This window comes from Streptomyces sp. MnatMP-M17, from assembly GCF_900091995.1.
GTDB lineage: Bacteria > Actinomycetota > Actinomycetes > Streptomycetales > Streptomycetaceae > Streptomyces.
Window position 1 is genome coordinate 1 of sequence record NZ_FMDK01000036.1, and the last position, 22110, is coordinate 22110.

Consider the following 22110-nt stretch of genomic DNA (forward strand, 5'->3'; position numbering starts at 1 on the left):
GGCAGGCCCGCGCCGTACGACAGCGCCAGCGGCAGCAGCAGCCCGCGCGCCCAGCCCGAGCCGGCCCGTACTCCCGGCACCAGAGCCGCCTCGGCGACGCGGTCCAGCTCGGTCACCTCCCGGTCCAGGGCCTCCTCCAGCCCGGACATCAGAAGCCGCCGGAACGCCTCGTCGCCCGGTGGCAGGGCCCGCTCCAGACGCGCGAGAGCCGCGCAGTGGAGCTGCGCCACCAGGAAGACGCCCTGGCTCTGCTCCACCAGGACACGCGTGGCGGCCTCACGCAGCTCGGGGCTGTCGGCGTACGGGCAGCCGGGCGCGCCGAGCCGTTCCCGTACGTACTGGGCGATGTCGCGGTCCTTGTCCGGGTCCTTGTCGAGATCGACATGGGCCGCGCCGTCGAGCATCAGCAGGCTGCCGCTGATCGTGGGCCGGGTGCCGACGAGAATCCGTACGGACGGTTCCTGGGCCAGCGGGCGCAGGACATCGGCGATCACGGCGTCGACATGGGCGGGTCCCGCCTCGTCCAGCCCGTCGACCAGGAACGCGGCCTCTCCTCGCCGCCGGCACGCCTCGATGACGGCCCGGACCGCCTCGGGCGCATCCGTCCAGCCGGTGCCGGGCTCCTTGACGTCCAGTCCCGCGGCCAGTTCGCGGGCGCACTCCAGGGCGCTGCGGCCACGGCACTGGATGCCCGCGACGAGCGCTCCCTCCAGCAGACCGCGCTGATCGGGCGTCAGCTTCTCGTACTGCGGAGTGGACCGGACCGTCATCAGCGCGGTCTGCGCCAGAAGCGCCGACTTGCCACTGCCCGGCGCGCCGGTGACGACCATGACACCGCTGCGTCCAGGGGAGGAGAGCCAGTGGGTGATACGCGTCAGGGAGTGCCGCCGGCCGACGAAGGAGGCGTCCTCCTCCTCCAGCCGCAGACCGGTGAACCTGCTCTTGAGCAGATGCTGGATCTGTTCGTCCAGCAGCGCGTCCCGGCGCTCGGGCGCGGTGGCCGAGGCAGGGCGGGCGAAGGGATCGAAGTGACGGTTGACGAAGAAGCCCTCCAGCCGTCCGCCGCCCTTGAACCACGGTTCGACGCTGGTCTCGCGGAGCGCCTGATGGACAGCGTTCGACAGCATCTCGGCGCTCACCGCCTTGGCGTGTCTGTTCCACACGTACTGACCGCGATAGGTGAAATCCGGTGATCCGCAGACCGACTTCAGGGCGGTCAGCCACTGGCCGACCTGCGCGAGGGCGTCACCACCGACCGTACCGAGACAGCCGATACCGCGGCCGGGCCCGGCCGGGCCGTCGGGGCCGAGCGGAATGCCGCCGTATCTCTCCTCCTTGTCCTCGCACAGCGACTGCGCCTCCCGGGCGAAGTCCGTGGCATGGCAGGTGTCGACAATCAGTACGACATCGCCGGTCAGACCCGTGAGGAACAGTCCGATCTCCTGCGCGGAGAACAGCCCTCGCCGGCCGCCGTGGCGGTAGTCACGGCAGGGCAGCACCACCGTGTTCGCGCCGATCTTGACTCCGTGCCCGACCCAGTAGATGAGCTTGCGCTGGGCGGTGGACATCTCGATCCGGCCCAGACCGTCGTCGATCTCCTGCTTGGTGCCCGAGATCACGGGCGCGTCGGCCGTGAAGCCGAGTCCGCGTGCCAGTCCACGGAAGTCCTCGGCGGCCCGGCGGGCGGGCGCCAGCCGCGCGCCGGTCTCGTGGTCGTACTCGTCCACGCACACCGCGAATGCCTCGCCGTGCTCCCCCGCGGTCCCCACACACGCCTCCCTGGCCCTGCTCATGGATGTTGCCGCCATGTCCGGGCGTGTGCAACTGTCCTGTGGAAGCAGCGTGTTGAACGGGGAGAAGGACATATCTTGTCGTACCGCGATCACTTCCGGATCGGGCCGATGCGTACGGTCTGCCATATCTACGAGGGCGACGGGACGCGGCCCATCGCCGAGGAGAATCTGAGAATCTACTTCGACGCCGACGAGCCCGTCTTCGTGCCCGAGGATGTACGGCGCTGGCGCCAGGAGATCGAGGACGACCAGCGGACGCGCGCGGTCCAGGGCGCCGACCGGCGCTGGAACCATCCGCGGTTCGCCGTCGAGACGGTGGCGGTGACCCGTACGAACGACCGCGAGGACCCGATCGTCGAGATCCGCTTCTCGCCCACGGACTACTTCACCTTCCTCGCCTCGCAGCAGCTGGACCGCAGACTGGAGGAGGGCGAGGGCGCCGGGCACACACTCCGCGAGCACTATCTCGCGGGCAAGGACCCGGTCACCGTCAACGGCTTCCTCTCCAGCAGCTTCGGCGCGAATGTGGCCGTGGTGACCGGCAAGGACAACCGCATGCTGTTCTCCCGGCGCAGCGCCACGGTCGGCGGGAACACCGGACGCTGGAACTCCTCGGCGAACGAGGGCCTTTCAGGGACACACGATCTGAAGGACGGTGTCCCCGACCTTTTCGGCGCCGCCCACCGGGCGCTGCGCGAGGAACTCGCCGTCCACGCGGACGACGAGTGCACGATGGAGCTGCTCTCCTTCGCCATGGACACCGAGCGCCACCAGTGGGCAGCCTGCTTCCTGGCCGTACTGCCCGGTCTGAGCGAGGAGGAGCTGCGCGAGCGCTGGAGCCGCGGTGTGGACGACAAGTGGGAGCACAGCGAGTTCCGCTTCGTGCCCGCCGAGCCGGACACGGTGCTGGACTTCCTGCTCGATCCGGCGAACAGGGACGAGTGGACGGCGTGCGGCCCGGCCCTCTTCTTCCACGCCATCGTCCGCACGATGACTCAGCGCCTCGGCGACCCCGGCGAAGGCCGCCTCAGCGTGGAACGAGCCATCGCCCCGGCGGTCCGCAGGGCCGAGGAGCGCGCGGCCGAAGAACACGGAGCCAAGGAGCGCTCCTGAGCGCTTCCGAGCGGGCGCTATCGCACGTCGACGTAGTCGCCCGTGACCGAGGCGGGCGCGGTGGTCGTGGTGCCGGGGAAGTAGTAGCGCCAGTAGCCGTCGGCCGTGGCCTTGACGGTGGTCTTGAGCGCACCGGTGGACGACGACGTGACGGTCTTGACCGTGGTGTAGGTGCTGCTGTCCTTCTTACGGAACTGGAGCTTCACCGACTGGCCGCCGAAGCCGGCGTAGGCGCCCGTGTCGGACTGCCAGTCCGCTTGGGTCAGGGCGCCGGCGACCGTCAGAGTCGCGTTCTTCTTCACCGGCTCGGGCGTGGCGTTGACCGTCAGACGGGAGTGGCGCAGCACCGGCACGGTGCGCGCGGCGGTCCGGTCGGTGTGGCTCGTGCCGTCCTTGGACCAGGCCCAGGCGGCGGCCGTCCAGGTGCCCGCGAGGGCGTTACGGCCGAGGTTCGTGCGCGGCTCGATGTACGCGAACGTCGACTCGCAGACCGAGGTGGTGGCGGACTGCGCGGTGCAGGTCGCGGGATAGGAGCCGAAGAGAGTGCCGTCGGGCTCGCCGTACGGGCCGTGGTACAGGTAGAGATCGCCCTCGGCTATGCCGGCCGGGTCGGTGGCGGTGAAGGTCGCCGTGAAGGTCTGGAGCGTTTCGTTGGTGAGTACGACGGGCTTGCCGCCGTTGACCACGAGATTCGAGATCTTCGTCGTACCGACCTGCTCGTCGCTCTTGGCCGTGGCTCCGGCGAAGGCGCGTATCACGGTGCGCCGGACGCTGCCGCCCTCGTCGTTCACCGCCGTGGCGCGCAGCGAGACGAACCGCGCGGCGGCCGGGACGGTGAGCGGCGCGGAGCCCTGGGCGCCCGCGCCCGTGGTGGTGAGCGGAAGACTCAGCCAGGTGGCGCCGTCGTCCGTCGAGTATTCGAGGGCGGTGACCGTCTCCGCCGCCTCGGAGCCGCGCGTGGCGGCCGTGACGCCCACGGTCACCGGAGCGGCACCCGCCGCGTTGCGGGCGTCGAGACCGGAGACGGTGAAGGCGGTGTCGATCAGCGGCAGCGTCCGGGAGGAGCTCGTACCGGAAGAGATGAACGCCCATTCGCCGCGGACCAGTGTGGACAGCCGGGAGTGGCCGGCCCTGCGGGTGACGGTGTGCTCCAGCTCGTAGGAGCCGGTGCCGCTCGGGACGGTCGCGGAGAGCTCGTCGTAGGGCGTCAGGCCGTCGGCCGACGCGAGGATCCGTCCGCCGGAGGTGAGCCGGAAGGACGCCTTCGCGCGGTCGTCGAGACCGCTGTGGCCCGCCGCGTCGCTCGCGGTCCTCGGCTCGTACAGGCTGATCGTCGTGGCGCGGCGGGTGGAGCCGCCCGTCCCGGGACCGGGACCGAAGGGCGCCACGCCCACGGAAGAGCCGCTGGTGGTGCCGGCTGCCAGCGCCCGGTCGGGCAGGGAGAGACGCTGGGAGCCGTAACTGAGCAGACGGGAGTAGCTGATTCCCGGGGTGACGTACTCGGTGGTCGTCGTCGCGGTCTTCACCCAGCCGCCGATATAGACACCGGTCCACTCGCCCAGGCCGGGCACCGTCTCCAGGAGGGCCGGTATCCGGACGCCCTGGGCGCGGATCGGGGTGGTGGTCTTCGCGAGGCTCGCCGTACGCACGGTGGCGACGGGAGAGGACGGAGCGCCGCCCTGGAACGAGTGGGTCAGGTCGTAACGGACAGGGCTGGGGGCGGACGCCGACGAGCCCTTCTTGGTCAGGATCTCGTGGACGCGCAGGGAGGCCCCGGCGACCGAGAAGGGCGTCGCGTAGACCTTGTCACGGCCTCTGCCCGCGAATCCCGCCAGACCGCCGCCGGGCACCGAGATCCACACCGCCGACGCCTCGCGGGCGACGGTGGTGTCATCGGTCCTGATGGCCGTCTCCTTGGCCAGCCGCTCGTCGAAGGTCACCGTCAGACCCGAACTGGTGACGGTGAAAGTGCGGGCGAGCAGATAGCTGGGCCGGGCCCAGTCGCTGTGCAGAGCGACGGCGAAGTAGCTCCCGGGCGACAGCTTTGCGCTGGCGTTCGGGCCGAAATCCTCGTTCTGCACCTCGATGGGAGCCCAGGTCTTGCTGTTCCAGAGGCTGACCAACTTGGTGGTGACATTGGCGTTGGTGATCGTGAACTTCACCGGGTACGTGGCGTTCGGCGCGGCGAGCGTCATGGGCGAGAACGCCCGTGCCGCCGGGCCCACGGCTACCTCCGTCGCGGCCACGGGCCGCCGCTGGTCCACGGGACGGACGCTGAGGCCGCCGTCCATGGACGTGATGGCGTACCGTCCCGCGCTCCGGCCCTCCCGTGGGACGACACCCACGTTCTTGCCGTCGACCAGCTCCAGCCGCTCCCCCGTGGCGAGTTCCGCGGTGCCCGCCGTGTCCACGGTGTGCTCGACAGCACCGACCACAGACCGCTCCGCCGCCGCGCTCGCATCGGGCACGAACAGCAACGAGCCGGCCAGCACCACCCCTGCCAGCGCCATGCCCCCAAAGCCCCGGACCACCGGTCTCCCGTATCCACTCCACACAGGCCGCATCCGCACCACTCCCCCTCCACCGGCCCAATCCTCTACGCCGCGAACTCTACGGCGCCCCACTGACAACGAACATCGCGGACCGATTCGCACGCAAAACCACTCCAGCTCCCGTGCGTCGAACGGACCGCAATCGTCACCCAGCAGGGCCGCAGCCATCGACCGCGTCTCCGGGCCGTGGTGCGCCGGCGCGTCGAGGACACCCAGCACCGCTGCCGGCCGCCGTACAAGAAGGGTCCCGGCTCCATCTACAACAAGGTCCGGAAGTACCTGTCGCGCAACCAGGAAGTTCAAGAAAGGACCGAAGACCGACATGGCCGAACCATCGAAGGTCTACTTGCTCTGGCATGTCCACCACCGAGCCGTGGAAGGCGCTGAGGTCAGGCACTTCGTGGAGCCCGATGACTTCTGGGCCGATGAAGAGGCCGGAGACGACGTGAAACTGCTCGGTACCTACTCAAGCCGGGAGGCCGCCCGGGACCGTATCGAACGAGCCCGGAAACTGTCCGGCTTCCATGAGGAGCCGAACTGTTTCTACGTAGACGAATCCGTGGTGGACAAGGACGAATGGACTGAAGGCTATGTAACGGACTGATCCGCTGCTCGGCGACGGCCTGCCGGGACTTCCTGGCGGGCGTCGCCCGGCACCGTCGTGGGCGGGCGGAGGCGAACAGGGTCCGAGCTGAACCACTTCCTGTATCCGCCGAAGCGGGCGGGGTTCACCCTGCGCTGCACCTGCGCTACACGTCGGAGAGCCGCGCTGCCGACGGGCGGAGGTAGACGGCCCAGGTCAGTAGCGCGCACAGGGCGTATGCCACCAGGAAGCAGAGGTACGCGGCGTTCCCGTCGTGCGTGGTCAGGAACGACTGACGGAACGCCACGTTCACCAGTACGCCGCCGAACGCGCCCACCGCGCCCGCGATACCGATCAGCGCGGACGCGCGCCTGCGGGAGTCTCGCTCGGCCGTCTCCGGGGCCGTGCCGGAGGCCATTGCCGCGAAGTTCCACAGCGTCACCTTCGCTCCGCCGAGGCGATCCGCGAGCAGCCCGCCGACCGGCCTGATCAGCGAGCCGAGCAGAGGATCCGAGGAAGGTGAGATACGCGGCCTTCACCGGGGTGTCGAACTGCGCCTGGAACTGCACCTGGAGCACCTGCCCGAAGGCGAAACTGAAGCCTATGAAAGAACCGAAGGTGCCGATGTAGAGCAGCGACATCACCCAGGTGTGCGGATCGCGGGAGACTTCGCGCATGGCCCGCTTGTCGTTGCGCATCGCGGTGAGATTGTCCATCTTCCAGGCCGCGCCGAGGGCGGCGAGGACGATCAGCGGGATGTACACCAGCGGCAGCCGCCGCGGCTGCGCGGCCCCCGCGGTCGCCAGGATCAGCAGGCCCGCCAACTGGGCCACCGGCACACCCAGATTGCCGCCGCCCGCGTTGACGCCCAGTGGTCCTCGATCGAGCGGTAGCCGGGAAGCTGGTCGGCCTTCTGCCCGTGCTCCCGGCCGCCCTGCCCGTTAGCCTGGTAGGTCAAGCAGCCGTACCCGTCTGCTGTTCAAGGCCGCGGGCGGTGAGCACCATGCCGGTCTCCGCGTCCGCGAACATGCCTACGGCCTCGCGCAGTTGGGCCACCGGCACGCCGGTCAGCCGCTCCACCCGCTCCGGCCAGTGCGCCATCGCACAGGCGCGGGCCGGCTCGAAGCCGGTGGTGCGCTCCTCGATGAATTCATTGTCGAGCCTCCCGTCCGCGACCACCAGATGCAGCAGACCGAGCGCGAGCGCCAGATCGGTGCCGGGCACCGGCTGGAGGTGCAGATCGGCCAGCTCGGCGGTCCTGGTCCGGCGCGGATCCACCACGATCAACTGCCCGCCGTTCTCGCGCAGTTCGCGGAAGTAGCGCAGGGCCGGCGGCATGGTCTCGGCGGGATTGGCGCCGACCAGGCTCACACAGCCGCTGCGCGCGACGTCCGCCATCGGAAACGGCAGCCCGCGGTCGATCCCGAACGCCTGCCGGTGCCTTCACCAGCGCGCCGGCGATCACCGCCTTCCTGGTGGCGGCTGACACGCTGGGACTGCGTCCCGAGGTCCTGACCGCGCTGCGCGAGGACGTGCTGCCGGTATGCGTCGGCCCGGTCTGCGCCCGGCCGCTGGAGAACGTCGGCGTACCCGTGGTCTGTCCCGAACGCGGACGGCTCGGAGCGCTGGTGCGCACCATCACCGAGACGGTCCCGGTGCGCAACCGCCGCGAACTGGCAGCCGGCGGGCGCACCTTGGTGCTGCAAGGCAGCGCGCTCGTCGTCGGCGAGGAGAGCTACTGGCTGCCGCCGGTCTCCGCGGCGGTGCTGCGGGCTCTGGCCGAACACCCGGGCTGGGTGGTCAGCCGCGCCGACCTGCTGCGCCGGGTCTGGGCGGGCACGACCACGGACGAGCACGCGGTCGAGGCCGCGGTCGCGCGACTGCGCGGCGCGCTGGGACCGCACGCGGGACTGGTACGGACGGTGCCGAAGCGCGGGTACCGGCTGGAGGTCGGCGGGTGACGGACCCGACTCTCGTCGCCGTCGCCCACGGCACCCGCGACCCGGCCGGCGTCGCCACCGTCGAAGCCCTGCTGGACCTGGTCCGCTCGCTGCGGCCCGGATTGCGGGTCGAGGTCGGCTATCTGGACCTCGTACGGCCCTCGCTGGACGAGACCCTGGCGGCGCTGCGTGGCGAGGCCGTACTCGTCCCTCTGCTCCTGGGCGCGGGCTACCACGTCCACACCGACATCCCGACGGCGCTGGCCACGGCCCCACACCTGCGGGCGTCCGTCGCCCACGCCCTGGGCCCGGACCCACTGCTGGCCACCGCGCTGTCGGCACGCCTCGCCGAGGCAGGCTGGGCCGGGGGCCCGGTCGTCCTCGCCGCCGCAGGCTCCACAAATCCCGCGGCCAACGCGGACACCGCCCGCATGGCCACAATGCTCCAGGCCCACCTGAACGCGCCCGTCCTCCCCTCCTATCTCTGCGCAGGCTCCCCAACCCCAGCCCAGGCCATAGCCCACCTACGCACCAAGGGCCACACCTCCGTCGCCATCGCCGGCTACCTCCTGGCCCCCGGCTCCTTCTCCCGCCGAGCCTCCCACTCAGGCGCAACCCTCACTTCCGCACCACTGGGAACACACGCGGCAGTGGCAAACCTGATCCTCCGCCGCTACGGCGACACACTCGAACAAGCCACCCTGAGCCTCGGATCACCAACGCCACCACAGAGCCCGCACCTCCTCTGCCGCGCACCCCTGAAGGGCGTGAGTTTTGGGATGCACTGAGGCGTGCCGGAGGCGAGGGCCAAGAGCGCGGTGAACGCCGAATGAAGAATGCCCGGCCGGATTTCTCGTGGGCTCGTGCGGAGACGGTCGCCTGCCTATCGTGCGAACGGTGATACGTCCCCAGGGCATCACCGCCCTCCTGTTCTGCCTTCTGACGGCCTTGGCCGCCGTCGCTTGTGACGTCACGCCACCGCCCGACCTCGACACCGCCGTGGCTCCGGCCGCGCGCTCCAGCGCGCCGCACGCCGCGGTCACCCCGTCGGCGGCTCCCCCGCGGACGGCCCGACGAAGCGCCACGCCCGCCCCGAGCGCGTCCCCGACGCGATCCACCGTGTCCCCTTCCCCCACCACCTCCGAGTGAGGAAGCGAGAACGGCTGCGCCGCGCGCGATCTGGTACCGGCTTCCGCCATGCCGAGGAAGGCCGTCCTGGGCAACCCTGGGGATGTGGCCATGGACGTGCGGCTGCGCAACCGCTCCGGCATCAGATGTGTACTCGACGGGTGGCCGGGTGTCGTCTTCATCGGTGGGGAGGAAGAACTCACCAGGAAATGCGTGCCGGGCTATCCGGGCCCGCAGTGCGTCGGCCGCCTCGACACGACGACCCGGCGGCCCCTGTCGGTGACGCGCTACGGTCCAGGGCACCCCACGGCTGTCCGGCTCGCTCCCGGGCAGAGCACATCGTTCAGCCTCGTCTGGAAGTCGGCCACGGCCACGGTCTGCAACGGCGCCGACTTCTACCACCCGCCGTACGCCGCGGACATCTGGGTGCCCGGCGACTCCGCGCCCCTGGTACTGACCCCGTTGCCCATCTCGCCTTGCCACGGAAAGATCGGAATCACCCCGTTCGGGGTCACCGGCTGAGCCCAGGAGCATGAGCGACGCCGGGCGCCCTGATGCGGCAGGGAAAGTTCACGGTCGACACTGTCACGAACCACCCGCTGGCTGCGATGCGTTGTTTCGTCCACCGATTGCGAGCGTGCCCCCGTGCGCGGTTGTACGCCTCTGTTGATGTCAGCTACCGATGTCACGCGACATGCCCTACGAGACCGTGAGTGTTCGTGTTGCGCGGTGCCCCGTGGTGCCGCCTCGTGACGTTCTGCCTGATCAGAACAGGTGCAACCGGTTGAGCCGTTGACTGGCAGACCCACGCCGGTAACGATGCCAAGCCTCGCCGGGGCTCATCGGCTGTTCGCGAACTCCTGGGCAGAGCAGTTCGGGTGGAGGTACCGCCTCAGTTCTCGGCCACGGAGTGGAACCGCGCCAGTGAACAACGGACGCTCGCCTTCGTAGTCGAATCCTGTTCCGCCACAAGGAAGTTGACCCAATTCCTGGCAGCAGCGACGCCGCATCTGCTGCGGCGCTATACCGATGCGGACCCCTACAGCAAAGCGCTGCTGACTGCCGCGATGGATGCCCGTCGGCTCGGGTATAGCGCTCTGCTCACGTCCAGGTTCCTGAAGCACGCATCCGTCGGGTACCTCGACGAGCGGTCCCGGGTGGATCCGCCCCGCGACTGGTTCGTTCGCGCGCTCCGTTACGTCACCATCGAGGTTAAGGGCGCCGTCGCGCCACTGACCCCGCTCCGCATCTCGCCAGGCGTCGGGTCTGCCGACGGCTTTCAACTCGCCGACAGCCTTGAGGAACACGCCCGGTCCGCCCGGTCCCAGGTGATCGTGCCCATCCAAGTATGGGACACGCTGGTCGCTGCGGCCGAAGATCCGGACGACCTTGAGCGTCTCGGTATGGCTGCACAAAAGCGCGAGCGGGGCCGCGCCGAAGAGGCCCTCGCTCTTCGTATCGCGGCTGCCGAGTCAGGCGATACCGAGGAAATGGAACACCTCGCCATGCACTGGAAGCGGAAGGGGCGGATGGACAAGGCAAAGGAGGTGTGGAGACGGGCCGCAGAGGAGGGTGATGCCGCCGCTCAGAACGGACTGGCGGGGTGGCTCCCAGCGGCCGAAGCAGGGGACTTGCCTTCCATGCGCTGCCTGATCCGGGCTGATGTGGCTGTCCGAGAACCATCGCGAAGTGGAGCGCTAGGAGCACCGCATGGTCGAAGCAGGTGATGGATCCGCGATGGCGTCGAGGGCTCAGCCCCTCTGGGAAGGCGGTCGCCTACAGGAGGCCGAGGGTTGGGAGCGCCGAGCGCTGGAAACGGGCTATACGGTCAACCCTCCGGTGAACCTGGAATATCTACTCGGGAAGATGGGACGAGCCGCCGAGGCCGACCGTCTGCACGCCTACGGCATCGAACCCGGCGGCCGGACCGCAGACCCTTGGTGAGATGTGGCATTCCTGTCGGTCAGTCGTCAGTCGACGGTTGCATTGCGACCGCAACGTCGACCAGCGGCAGAGGGAGGACGCCGCCTGTGCCTTCCTCAAAGAGGTGAGGAAGACACGGGTGCCACCGCGATTGTCGGAACAACACAAGCCGCCAAGTACTGGTCACCACGCCCACACGCCCCGTCCGACGCTTCGCCCTGGCTACGGCGAGAGACCTCTGACAAGGCATCACGCACAGCTGTCCACCGGTTGTCCACCAACATACGGTGCGTATGGTCGCTCCGTCCCTCCCAAATAGCAAAAGACCAGGCCGGAGACCAAGATCGTCTGTTCGGTCACAAAAACCAACCTACGACCTACGCATTGCGACACGCAGACCACGCATGTCCGATAAACCTGAATTCCAAGGCCAACGAGCACAAAAAACCCCAGGTCAAAGGCTTGACCTGGGGTTTCGCTGAGCCGCCTTCGGGATTCGAACCCGAGACCTACGCATTACGAGTGCGTTGCTCTGGCCAACTGAGCTAAGGCGGCTTGCCCTGTGGACCATGGTGTGGTCTGTGGCGCGGCCAAGTCTACACAGTTTCCGGGGGTGCTCCGTACAGGGCTGGGCTGGGGGTCTTGTCGCAGGTCAGGGGCATTTCTTGGCGTTGGGTGGAGGTGTGCCGTCCAGGAGGTAGGTGTTGATCGCCGTGTCGATGCAGTCGCTGCCCCGGCCGTATGCCGTGTGGCCGTCGCCGTCGTAGGTGAGCAGGGTGCCGGAGGAGAGCTGGGCGGCCAGGGACTGGGCCCATTTGTACGGGGTGGCCGGGTCGCGGGTGGTGCCGACGACGACGATCGGGGCCGCGCCCTTCGCCTCGATGCGGTGCGGGGTGCCGGTGGCCTTGGTGGGCCAGTAGGCGCAGTTCAGGGAGGCCCAGGCGAGGCCCCTGCCGAAGACCGGAGAGGCCTGCTCGAAGGAGGGGAGCGCCTGGGTGACCTCTTCGGGGCCGGTGAAGGCGGGCGGGAGGTCCAGGCAGTTCACGGCCGAGTTGGCGTACATCAGGTTGGCGTACGAGCCGTCGCCGTCGCGCTCGTAGTACGAGTCGGCCAGCGCGAGAAGAGGAGCGCCGTCGCCGTCCATCGCGGCGGCCAGGGCTTCGCGGAGCTGGGGCCAGGCGGATTCGTCGTACATCGCGGCGATCACACCGGTCGTGGCGAGGGACTCGCCCAGCGGGCGGCTCTCGCGGGTGGGGACGGGCTTGGCATCCAGGGTCTGGAAGAAGGCCTTCGTCCGGGTCGTGACCTCGGCCGCGGAGGTACTGCCCAGAGGGCAGTCCGGCTGTTTGACACAGTCTTGGGCGAAGGACTGGAAAGCCGTCTCGAAGCCGGCCGTCTGATCGCGGTTCAGATCGCGGGCCGGCAGGGACGGATCCATCGCGCCGTCCAGGACGAGACGGCCCGTACGCTCCGGGAACAGTTCGGCGTACGTCGCCCCGAGGAAGGTGCCGTACGAGGCGCCCACGTACGACAGCTTTTTGTCGCCCAGTGCGGCACGGAAGATGTCCATGTCACGGGCCGCCTCGACCGTGGAGACATGCGGGAGGATATCGCCGGAACGCTTGTCGCAGCCCTGGGCGAACCGCTTGAAGGACGCGGTCAGCAGCCCGGCCTCGGCCTGGTCGTCGGGAGTCTGGTCGACCTGGGTGTACGCGTCCATCTCCGCGCCGGTGAGGCATTCGACCGGCTCACTACGGGCGACTCCGCGAGGGTCGATGGCCGCCATGTCGTACTGAGCGCGGACCGGAGCCGGATAGCCGATGCCGGCGTATCCCTGGAGATAACCGATCGCCGAGCCGCCTGGGCCGCCCGGGTTGACCAGGAGCGAGCCGAGCCGTGTGCCCGGTCCCGTGGCCTTCTTACGGGCGACGGCCAGCTTGATCTCGGTCCCGTCAGGCTTGGCGTAGTCCAGCGGAGCCTTCAGCGTGGCGCACTGGAAACCGGGGGCTCCGCACGCGCGCCATGTGAGCTTCTGGTCGTAGAACTTCTTCAGGGCCGCCGGGTCCGAGGCCGTCGTGCCGGGGCTCGTCGTACCGGAGGTCGCAGAGGTCGACGTGCCCGAGGTCGGCGTACAACCGAAGATCAGCAGACCGGCCGCCGCCAGCGCGGTGGCGGTGACACGGAACAGGCGCCTGTTGTCCATCCAGGGAGCCTAGCCGCCGGATGGCGTATGCCGCCCGTCGGTACTCATACGGGTGAATCTGCTGATTCGCCGATTATCTGCATCAATCCGGCCACACCGTCAGCCGGCCCACACCGTCGTCAGCCCGCCCGCAGCGACACCGCCATCGCCTCCACCGCCAGCAACGGCGCCACATTGCGGTCCAGCGCCTGGCGGCAGGCACTGATCGCCTCTATCCGGCGCAGGGTCCGCTCGGGCGTGGAGGCGCGGGCGACGCGGTCCAGCGCGTCCCGTACGTCCCCGTTGGCGAGCGCGACCCGCGAGCCGAGCTGGAGCGCCAGCACATCGCGGTAGAAGCCGGTCAGATCCGTGAGGGCGAGATCGAGGCTGTCCCGCTGCGTACGGGTGGAACGACGCTTCTGCCGGTCGGCCAGCTCCTTCATCACCCCCGCCGTGCCCCGAGGCATCCGGCCGCCCGCCGAGGCGCCCAGCGCGGCCTTCATGTCCTCGGTCTCCTTGACGTCCACATCCTCGGCGACCTGCTTGGCGTCCTCCGTCGCGGCGTCGATCAGCTCCTGGGCCGCCTTGAGACAGCCGCCGATGTCGTCCACGCGCAGCGGCATCTTGAGCACGGTGGCACGGCGCGCGCGGGCCCGTTCGTCGGTGGCGAGGCGACGGGCACGGCCGATATGTCCCCGCGTGGCACGGGCGGCGGCATGGGCGGCCTCCGGCTCGATGCCGTCGCGCCGGATCAGCACATCGGCGACGGCCTCCACCGGCGGCGTACGCAGGACGAGATGGCGGCAGCGCGAGCGGATGGTGGGCAGGACGTCCTCCAGAGAGGGCGCGCAGAGCAGCCAGACCGTTCGGGGCGCCGGCTCCTCCACCGCCTTCAGCAGAACATTGCCCGCACCCTCGGTGAGGCGGTCGGCGTCCTCCAGGACGATGACCTGCCAGCGGCCTACCGCCGGGGAGAGCTGGGCACGACGCACCAGCTCACGGGTCTCCTTGACGCCGATGGAGAGCAGATCGGTACGGATCACCTCGACGTCGGCATGTGTACCGATCAGGCTCGTGTGACAGCCGTCGCAGAACCCGCAGCCCGGCTCTCCGCCGAGCGCGCGGTCCGGACTGACGCACTGGAGCGCGGCGGCGAAGGCACGGGCCGCGGTGGAACGGCCCGAGCCCGGCGGCCCGGTGAACAGCCACGCGTGCGTCATCTTCGAGGCCTCGGGCGGCGGCGTGCCCGAGGCCTCGGCCGTCACCCGCGCGTCGGCGTCACGGGCGGCGGCGGAGAGCGCCACATGAAGGCGGTCCTGCCCGACCAGGTCGTCCCATACGGTCATACGCCGTCACCGCTCCTTGCCGTCCGCTGCCCTGCCGTGTGCGTGGTCGCGTGTATGCGTGGTCGCGGCCGACGACACGCCTCAGTGCCTGCCGCGCCGCTCGGAGCGCTCTGTACCGCTCCGATCCCATTGTGGGGCCGGGGTCTGACAGTCCGTCCCCCCACTTCACGGCTCAGCCACTTCACAGCTCAGCGGCGGCGCCTGCTGTCGGTCTCGTCGTCGTCCTCGTGCGGGCCGAGCAGTTCGTCCGCCAGGCTCGGAAGATCGTCCAGCGGAGTCTCCTCCGCCCAGTCCGAGCGGCGGCGCGGGCGCTCCGGTTCCGGCTCCGCGCTGCCCTGCGGCGGAAATTGCGGCAGCTCGCGCGTGCGCTCATTGCCGCCCTCGGCGGGCGCAGCCGGTTCGTCCTCGCGGAAGAAGCCCTGCGGCACCCGGTCCACGGGATCGCTGTTCCGTACGGGCGGGAGTACGGCGGTCTCATCGACCGTACGGGCATCCCGCGCGTCCCTGACCTCGCGCCCACTCGCGCCCTGATCATCCGCAGACCCGGCACCGGAACCAGCGCCCGTCCCCCGCTCCCCGTCCCGTACCGGCGCCGATGGCACCTGCGGCAGCACAGCCGTCTCGTCCACCGCAGGCCGCTCGGACCGCTCGGGCCGCTCCGGCACCCGCGGAATGACCCTCGTCTCCTCGGCGTCCCGCGCCGCCGCCACCCGCGGATCGTCCGGCCGTACCGCCGGGACCTCCTGCGTCACCGCGTCCAAAGCGTCCGTCGGCTTCGGACCGGCCGCCGGCTTCTGTACGGTCGGCACGAACGGCGTCGGCACCGTGATCTCATTCGGCGAAACCGCCGAGTCCGCAGTCGAACCACCGGCGGAAGCTTCTGCAGCTCCCGCCGACTCCTCCGCCAGCCGCCGCGCCTCCTCGGCCCGGAGCAGGGACTCCTCCGCCTTGCGCTGCTTCTCCCGGCGCCGCTCCTCGGCCTCCGCACGCAGCCTGGCCTCTTCCTGGGCCTGCCTCCTGAGCCGCGCCTGCTCCGCCTCGTACGCGCGCTCCTCGGCCTCCCGCCGCTTGCGCTCCTCCTCGGCCAGCCGCCGTGCCTCCTCGGCACGCTGCCTGGCCTCCTCCGCCTGCCGCTCGGCCTCGCGCTGGCGCTCCTCCTCCAGCTCGCGACGCTTGCGCTCCTCCTCCTCGGCCCGGAGCTTGGCGAGCTGGGCCTGGCGCTCGCGCTCCAGCCGCTCCTCCTCCGCCTTGCGCGCGGCCTCTTCCTCCGCCTTGCGGCGGGCCTCCTCGATGGCGGCCTTCCGCGCCTCCTCCCGGGCCTTCACCTCGGCCTCGGAGAGCGGCAGCATCTGGTCGAGCCGGTGCCGTACGACCGTGGTGACCGCCTCCGGCTCCTGGCCGCCGTCCACGACGAGATAACGAGCGGGATCAGCGGCGGCGAGGGTGAGGAAGCCCGACCGTACCCGCTGGTGGAACTCAGCCGGCTCGGACTCCAGCCGGTCCGGAGCCTCCGTGAACCGCTCGCGTGCCGTCTCCGGCGAGACATCGAGCAGCACGGTGAGATGCGGTACGAGACCGTCCGTCGCCCAGCGCGAGATACGGGCGATCTCGGTCGGCGAGAGGTCCCGCCCGGCGCCCTGGTAGGCCACGGACGAGTCGATATAGCGGTCGGAGATGACGATCGCGCCACGCTCCAGGGCAGGGCGTACGACCGAGTCCACATGCTCGGCGCGGTCGGCGGCGTACAGCAGTGCTTCCGCGCGGTTCGACAGACCGGCGCTCGACACATCCAGCAGGATCGAGCGCAGGCGCTTGCCGACCGGCGTGGCGCCCGGCTCTCGGGTGACCACCACTTCGTGGCCCTTGGCACGGATCCACTCGGCCAGCGCCTCGACCTGGGTCGACTTGCCGGCTCCGTCGCCACCTTCGATCGCCAGGAAGAACCCGCTACCGGCCGGAGCCAGAGCCGGATCCGCGCCTCCGCGCAGCGCGTCACGCAGGTCACGACGCAGCGGAACACCGGAACGGTCGTCCGTCTTGGCGAGGACGACCGCCGCGACCGGGAGCAACAGCGCGCCTACCAGCATCAGCGTGAAGGCCGCGCCGTCGTGCGCGAAGACGAAAGTTCCATTGGCGAGGCGGTGCGGGCCGATGGCCGCGGCGACGAGGGGGGCGACGACCACGCCGAGTGCGACAAAGACCCTTACGACGGCTTGAAGGTGTTCGGTGACTCGACTACGACGGTACTCCTCCGTCTCCAGGTCGATAAGCGCGTGGCCGGTACTCGCCACGACCCCGGCCGTGAAGCCTGCGAACAGCGCGAGGAGCAGGACGGTCGCCGTGTCCGGCACCAGTCCCATCGCCAGCAGCGCGATACCGGTGAGCGCGATCGCCAGCGCGAACAGACGCCGGCGCGACAGAGTGGGCAGCACCGTCGCGGCGCGGCGGATACCGAGTCCCGTACCGCCGGTCAGGGCGAGGACCAGCAGGGCGAAGGCGACCGGGCCGCCGCCGAGATCCCTGGCGTGGAGTACGGAGACGCCCACGGCGGACGCGACGGCTCCCGCGATCGTGCCGCACGCGAGGACCAGCAGCGGAAGCGCGCCCGTACGCCCGTTCTCCCGGCCCCCGGCGCCGCTCGCGCCTCCCGCGCCCCCACCGGCGGCGGACGGACGGCGCAGCCCTTCGAGCGGAGAGCGCGGACGCGGCGTATGGCCGTCGGGCAGTTCCAGGAAGTACAGCGTGGACACGGACGCGGCGAACAGTCCCGCCGCGACATACGAGCCCAGGGCCGCCTGATGCAGCGAGAACCATTCGATGCCCGTACCGAGCAGATTCCCGACCAGCGTGGCGACGAGCAGAACGGCCGCCGCGACGGGCACCGCGGCGAAGGCCGTACGGAGGGAGAGACGGCGCAGCGCGTCGAAGTGGTCGGGGAGCGGGCGTACGGCGGCGCCCTCCAGCGGCGGAGCCGGCAGCAGGGCGGGAGCGGCGCTCTCCTTGGCGACCGTCCAGAACCTCTCGGCGGCGCCGAGGACGAAGACGGTAGTAAGGAGGATCGGGAGCGCGCGGTCCGGTGACCATTCGAGCCACAGCGGCGCGATGATGAGCAGCACGAGACGGAGCACATCCGCGACGATCATCGTCCAGCGGCGGTCCAGCGGCCCACCGTCCCTCGCCGGTTTGGCGGACTTCGGTTTGGCGGACTTCTTGGTCGCCTTGGTGTCGGTCGCCTTGGTCGCCCCATCGGTACCGATGGCGTCAGCGCCTACACCTGCGCCTACGTCTGCCGCACCCGCGTCAGCGGCACCAGCCGGCGCGGCACCGGCCGATACGGGCCGCGCCCCGCTGCGCGGCGCGAGCAGCCCGGACAGCGGCCCGAGAAGGACCGCTCCGAACAACAGCGTGGCAAGGACCCGTGCGCCGAACACGGCCGCGACGGCGAACGCCGCGCCCCGGTATCCCGCACCGAATGAGCCCTCGGCGATCGCCGCCTGCAACGACAGCAGCAGAAGCACGAGTACGGCGAGTACATCGCCGATGCCGCCGGCGAACTGCGCGCCCCACAACCGCCTGAGCGGAGGAAGGCGCAGCAGAGACCGCACAGCTCGCTCGCGTGAGTCTGCGGCAAGTGCGTCGGAGTCGGAGGTGGGGCTCACGACCGTTGGCTGCTCGGCTGGCTGCTCGGCTCGCGTCATCCGCCCAGCCTATCCGGAGCTGTTGACTCCCTGGAGCCCCGCCCGAACACGCGGGCGCACACCCGTCCGAGACAGCCGTACGACTGACGCCACAACGCTCCGGCTCACACCCCTCGCGCACGCCCCCGGCGCGCGCCCGGACGCCGACGGATCCGCCCTGTTCGACCTACCCGTCCGTCTCCGCAGACCTACTCGTCCGTCTCCGCAGACGAAGCCGCCCCGGCCGAAGCAGTTTTCGCCGACGCCGTCTTCTTGGCCACCGCAGTCGCCGCGGTCTTCGCCGTCGTCGTCGTCTTCGCCGCGGCCTTCTTCGCCGTCGTCGCCTTCTTGGCCGGTGCCTTCTTCGCCGGAGCCTTGGCCGCCTTCTTCGCGGTCTTCTTGGCCGGACTCTTCGCACGCTTCTCCGCGAGCAGCTCGTACCCGCGCTCCGGAGTGATCTCCTCGACGCTGTCCCCGGTCCGCAAGGTCGCGTTCGTCTCGCCGTCCGTGACATACGGCCCGAAACGTCCGTCCTTCACCACAACCGGACGCTCGCTCACCGGATCTGTACCCAGCTCCTTCAGCGGCGGCTTGGCCGCGGCCCGCCCTCGCTGCTTGGGCTGCGCGTAGATCGCCAGCGCCTCGTCCAGCGTGATGCTGAAGAGCTGGTCCTCGCTCTCCAGCGAACGCGAGTCCGTGCCCTTCTTCAGATACGGGCCATACCGGCCGTTCTGCGCGGTGATCTCGACGCCCTCGGCGTCCTTGCCCACCACGCGCGGCAGCGACATCAGCTTCAGCGCGTCGTCCAGCGTGACCGTGTCCAGGGACATGGACTTGAAGAGCGAGGCGGTACGGGGCTTGACCGCGTTCTTGCCGGTCTTCGGAGTGCCGTCCGGCAGGATCTCCGTGACATACGGACCGTACCGGCCGTCCTTCGCCACGATCTGATGACCGGTCACCGGATCGGCGCCCAGCTCGAAGTCACCGCTCGGCTTGGCCAGCAGCTCCTCCGCGTACTCGACCGTCAGCTCGTCGGGCGCCAGGTCCTCCGGCACATCGGCGCGCTGGTGGCCCTCATCGTCCTTCTCCCCGCGCTCCACGTACGGGCCGTACCGGCCGACGCGCAGCATGATGCCGTCGCCGACGGGGAAGGACGAGATCTCGCGCGCGTCGATCGCTCCGAGGTCGGTGACCAGTTCCTTGAGACCGCCGAGATGATCGCCGTCGCCATTGCCCGCGCCCGACGCGGGACCCGCGTTGTCGTCGCCCTCGCCGAAGTAGAAACGCCTCAGCCACGGCACGGCCTGGGCCTCACCTCGCGCGATGCGGTCGAGGTCGTCCTCCATCCTGGCCGTGAAGTCGTAGTCGACCAGCCGGCCGAAGTGCTTCTCCAGCAGATTGACCACGGCGAAGGAGAGGAAGGACGGGACGAGCGCCGTGCCCTTCTTGAAGACATAGCCGCGGTCGAGGATGGTGCCGATGATCGAGGCATAGGTCGACGGACGGCCGATCTCGCGCTCTTCCAGCTCCTTGACCAGCGAGGCCTCGGTGTAACGGGCCGGCGGCTTGGTCGCGTGGCCGTCGACCGACAGCTCCTCGGCGGTGAGCGGATCGCCCTCAGCGACCTGCGGCAGCCGGCGCTCGCGGTCGTCCAGCTCCGCGTTCGGGTCGTCCGCGCCCTCGACATACGCCTTCATGAAGCCGTGGAAGGTGATCGTCTTGCCGGAGGCGGAGAATTCCGCGTCCCGGCCGTCGCTCGCCCTGCCGCCGATCTTGACGGTGACGCTGTTGCCGACCGCGTCCTTCATCTGGGAGGCGACGGTCCGCTTCCAGATCAGCTCGTACAGCTTGAACTGGTCGCCGGTCAGTCCCGTCTCCGCGGGAGTACGGAAGCGGTCGCCCGAGGGACGGATCGCCTCGTGCGCCTCCTGCGCGTTCTTGACCTTGCCCGCGTACGTACGCGGCTTGTCCGGCAGATAGCTCGCTCCGTACAACTGCGTGACCTGCGCACGGGCCGCCGAGACCGCCGTGTCCGAGAGAGTCGTGGAGTCCGTACGCATATAGGTGATGAAGCCGTTCTCATACAGCTTCTGCGCGACCTGCATCGTGGACTTCGCCCCGAAGCCGAGCTTGCGCGAGGCCTCCTGCTGGAGCGTCGTCGTACGGAACGGCGCGTACGGGGAGCGGCGGTACGGCTTGGACTCGACCGAGCGGACCGAGAAGGAGGTGCTCTCCAGGGCGGCGGCGAGCGCCCGTGCGTCGGCCTCGTCCAGATGCAGCACCTGGTCGGACTTGAGCCGTCCGTCCGGACCGAAGTCACGGCCCTGGGCGACACGCCGGCCGTCCACCGCGTTCAGCCGGGCGACGAGCGAGGACGGATCCGAGGCGTCTCCGGCCCGGCCGGTGGAGAACGTACCGGTCAGATCCCAGTACTCGGCGGAACGGAACGCGATGCGCTCGCGCTCCCGCTCGACGACGAGCCGGGTGGCGACGGACTGCACACGGCCCGCGGAGAGGCCGCGCATGACCTTCTTCCACAGGACCGGCGAGACCTCGTAGCCGTAGAGACGGTCGAGGATACGGCGGGTCTCCTGCGCGTCGACCATGCGCGTGTTCAGCTCGCGCGGATTGGCGACGGCGGCCCTGATCGCTTCCTTGGTGATCTCGTGGAAGACCATCCGCTTGACCGGGACCTTGGGCTTGAGGACTTCCTGGAGGTGCCACGCGATGGCCTCGCCCTCGCGGTCCTCATCGGTGGCGAGGTAGAGCTCGTCGGATTCGGCCAGCAGCTCCTTGAGCTTTCTGACCTGGGCCTTCTTGTCGGCGTTGACGACATAGATCGGCTGGAAGTCATGCTCGACATCCACACCGAGGCGACGTACCTCGCCGGTGTACTTCTCGGGCACCTCCGCGGCACCGTTCGGGAGGTCGCGGATGTGCCCGACGCTCGCCTCGACGACGTAGCCGGGGCCGAGGTACCCCTTGATCGTCTTCGCCTTGGCAGGCGACTCGACGATGACGAGTCGGCGGCCGCCGTGTGCGGTCTCGCTGGTCGGGGACAACTTCGCTCTTCTCTCCGGTCGACGCTCGGTGGGCCCGTACGGCAGTACGGCGCGTACGGCACGGCCGGGCGCGGACGGCCCAGCGGTGACGCTGCTTCGCTGCGGAGTGTGACGGTACAACCCGCCCCCGTGTCAAACGGCAAAAGCCCGCAACGGCCACTCGAACGGTAACCCGACTCCAGCCATTCCTGCCGCCCGGACCCCCATGCCCGTCGCGTCGGGCCACGCCGCCCGTACTTGCGCCGAGGCGCTTGCGGACGGTCGTGTCCGAGGGCGCCGAAACCCGTACGGTGCAGGTCCGACGGCCCGGCGGCGGTCCGCGCGGGTCTGTTCGATCATGATGCGGCGGAGCCGGCCCGGCTCCGGGAAAGCGGATCAGATACGACTGAAACACCACACGCCGAGGGCGAGAAAGACCACGCTCGAGAGTGTCGCGAGCGTGATGGACGCCGCAGGCCGCACTCCGTGGGCCACCGGCGCGCGATGGAGCACGCGCGCCACCGTCCACAGCAGCAGTCCGGCACCGAACAGCGCGAAAATCGCTCCCGCGAAAATCGCCGGCCCGCTCTCCATGCCCGTACCTCGCTCCGCGCGTGGCGCCCATCACATGGCGCTGAGGATTCAGAGGGCCGAGGCTGGCACCTCAGGGCGTCAGGGCCACGAACTCCGGGTGAACGCCACAAACGCGTTCACCGGCCCTCGGGGACCCGGATGGGACGACTGCGGCGCGCGGGACCGCTCGGCGCCAAGGGCAGGCCGCGCTGGCAGGGCGCCCGGCGCTGGGGGCGGGCGCTGGAGGCGGGCGCTGGAG

The 22110-nt window shown here is 69.9% G+C and carries 13 protein-coding genes, 1 tRNA gene and 2 pseudogenes; 6 read left to right on the forward strand and 10 right to left on the reverse strand.

Annotated elements, in window-relative coordinates:
• Positions 1-1769 (reverse strand): AAA family ATPase (locus tag GA0115259_RS42555; protein WP_141716420.1); only part of this gene is annotated, 1769 nt, incomplete at its 3' end.
• Between the two features lie 99 nt (positions 1770-1868).
• Here GA0115259_RS42555 and GA0115259_RS02055 point away from each other — a divergent pair.
• Complete coding sequence (locus GA0115259_RS02055; protein WP_176732399.1) at positions 1869-2906, forward strand: translation initiation factor 2; 1038 nt, start codon at positions 1869-1871, stop codon at positions 2904-2906.
• A gap of 17 nt (positions 2907-2923) precedes the next feature.
• Here GA0115259_RS02055 and GA0115259_RS41415 read toward each other — a convergent pair whose 3' ends face one another.
• The gene (locus GA0115259_RS41415) at positions 2924-5416 is read right to left on the reverse strand and encodes a hypothetical protein (protein WP_237539693.1); all 2493 of its coding nucleotides are present in this window, start codon (positions 5414-5416) and stop codon (positions 2924-2926) included.
• 364 nt (positions 5417-5780) lie between these two features.
• Between GA0115259_RS41415 and GA0115259_RS02065 the strand changes: the two genes are divergently transcribed.
• Entirely contained in the window at positions 5781-6062 is a 282-nt protein-coding gene (locus GA0115259_RS02065; protein ID WP_093589920.1) for a DUF7336 domain-containing protein, read from the forward strand.
• Between the two features lie 145 nt (positions 6063-6207).
• Here the strand turns inward: GA0115259_RS02065 and GA0115259_RS02070 are convergent.
• Together GA0115259_RS02070 and GA0115259_RS02075 are read right to left on the reverse strand one after the other, a co-directional pair.
• Positions 6208-6913, reverse strand: a pseudogene (locus GA0115259_RS02070) (MFS transporter); the annotation flags it as partial.
• Positions 6883-7481, reverse strand: a pseudogene (locus GA0115259_RS02075) (molybdopterin oxidoreductase family protein); the annotation flags it as partial. The pseudogenes GA0115259_RS02070 and GA0115259_RS02075, both read right to left, overlap by 31 nt.
• 35 nt (positions 7482-7516) lie before the next feature.
• Here GA0115259_RS02075 and GA0115259_RS02080 point away from each other — a divergent pair.
• The 4 genes from GA0115259_RS02080 (at position 7517) to GA0115259_RS02095 (ending at position 10836) form a co-directional block, all read left to right on the forward strand.
• Positions 7517-8002 carry a winged helix-turn-helix domain-containing protein gene (locus GA0115259_RS02080; protein ID WP_256097877.1) on the forward strand — a complete coding sequence of 162 codons (486 nt, stop codon included), beginning with the start codon at positions 7517-7519 and terminating at the stop codon, positions 8000-8002.
• A complete protein-coding gene (locus tag GA0115259_RS02085; protein ID WP_093589926.1) occupies positions 7999-8769 on the forward strand; it encodes a sirohydrochlorin chelatase in 771 nt (256 codons plus the stop codon). Before GA0115259_RS02080 ends, GA0115259_RS02085 begins: the two co-directional genes overlap by 4 nt.
• Positions 8770-9178: 409 nt before the next feature.
• Positions 9179-9631, forward strand: coding sequence for a DUF4232 domain-containing protein (locus GA0115259_RS02090; protein WP_093589929.1), 453 nt, complete (start codon positions 9179-9181; stop codon positions 9629-9631).
• Between the two features lie 356 nt (positions 9632-9987).
• A complete protein-coding gene (locus tag GA0115259_RS02095; RefSeq protein ID WP_141716421.1) occupies positions 9988-10836 on the forward strand; it encodes a hypothetical protein in 849 nt (282 codons plus the stop codon).
• Between the two features lie 677 nt (positions 10837-11513).
• Here GA0115259_RS02095 and GA0115259_RS02100 read toward each other — a convergent pair.
• From GA0115259_RS02100 to GA0115259_RS02125, 6 genes are all read right to left on the reverse strand, one after another.
• Positions 11514-11587, reverse strand: a tRNA-Thr gene (locus GA0115259_RS02100).
• Positions 11588-11684: 97 nt separating this feature from the next.
• A complete protein-coding gene (locus GA0115259_RS02105) occupies positions 11685-13235 on the reverse strand; it encodes an alpha/beta hydrolase (protein WP_093589935.1) in 1551 nt (516 codons plus the stop codon).
• Positions 13236-13354: 119 nt separating this feature from the next.
• Complete coding sequence (locus GA0115259_RS02110; protein ID WP_093589938.1) at positions 13355-14560, reverse strand: DNA polymerase III subunit delta'; 1206 nt, start codon at positions 14558-14560, stop codon at positions 13355-13357.
• A 188-nt stretch (positions 14561-14748) separates the two neighbouring features.
• On the reverse strand, positions 14749-18258 hold the full coding sequence (gene tmk / locus GA0115259_RS02115) for a dTMP kinase (RefSeq protein ID WP_093589941.1): 3510 nt from the start codon (positions 18256-18258) through the stop codon (positions 14749-14751).
• Between the two features lie 188 nt (positions 18259-18446).
• On the reverse strand, positions 18447-21299 hold the full coding sequence (gene topA / locus GA0115259_RS02120) for a type I DNA topoisomerase (RefSeq protein ID WP_093589944.1): 2853 nt from the start codon (positions 21297-21299) through the stop codon (positions 18447-18449).
• 375 nt (positions 21300-21674) lie between these two features.
• Positions 21675-21872, reverse strand: a complete 198-nt coding sequence (locus GA0115259_RS02125; RefSeq protein WP_093589949.1) for a hypothetical protein — start codon at positions 21870-21872, stop codon at positions 21675-21677.
• Positions 21873-22110: the final 238 nt, after the last annotated feature.

Excerpts from the sequence above, each read along its gene's own strand:
- GA0115259_RS02065 (WP_093589920.1), top strand. The coding sequence starts at position 5,781 with ATGGCCGAACCATCGAAGGTCTACTTGCTCTGGCATGTCCACCACCGA.
- GA0115259_RS02110 (WP_093589938.1), bottom strand. The coding sequence starts at position 14,560 with ATGACCGTATGGGACGACCTGGTCGGGCAGGACCGCCTTCATGTGGCG.
- tmk (WP_093589941.1), bottom strand. The coding sequence starts at position 18,258 with ATGACGCGAGCCGAGCAGCCAGCCGAGCAGCCAACGGTCGTGAGCCCC.
- GA0115259_RS02090 (WP_093589929.1), top strand. The coding sequence starts at position 9,179 with ATGCCGAGGAAGGCCGTCCTGGGCAACCCTGGGGATGTGGCCATGGAC.
- GA0115259_RS02125 (WP_093589949.1), bottom strand. The coding sequence starts at position 21,872 with ATGGAGAGCGGGCCGGCGATTTTCGCGGGAGCGATTTTCGCGCTGTTC.
- GA0115259_RS02105 (WP_093589935.1), bottom strand. The coding sequence starts at position 13,235 with ATGGACAACAGGCGCCTGTTCCGTGTCACCGCCACCGCGCTGGCGGCG.
- GA0115259_RS41415 (WP_237539693.1), bottom strand. The coding sequence starts at position 5,416 with ATGGCGCTGGCAGGGGTGGTGCTGGCCGGCTCGTTGCTGTTCGTGCCC.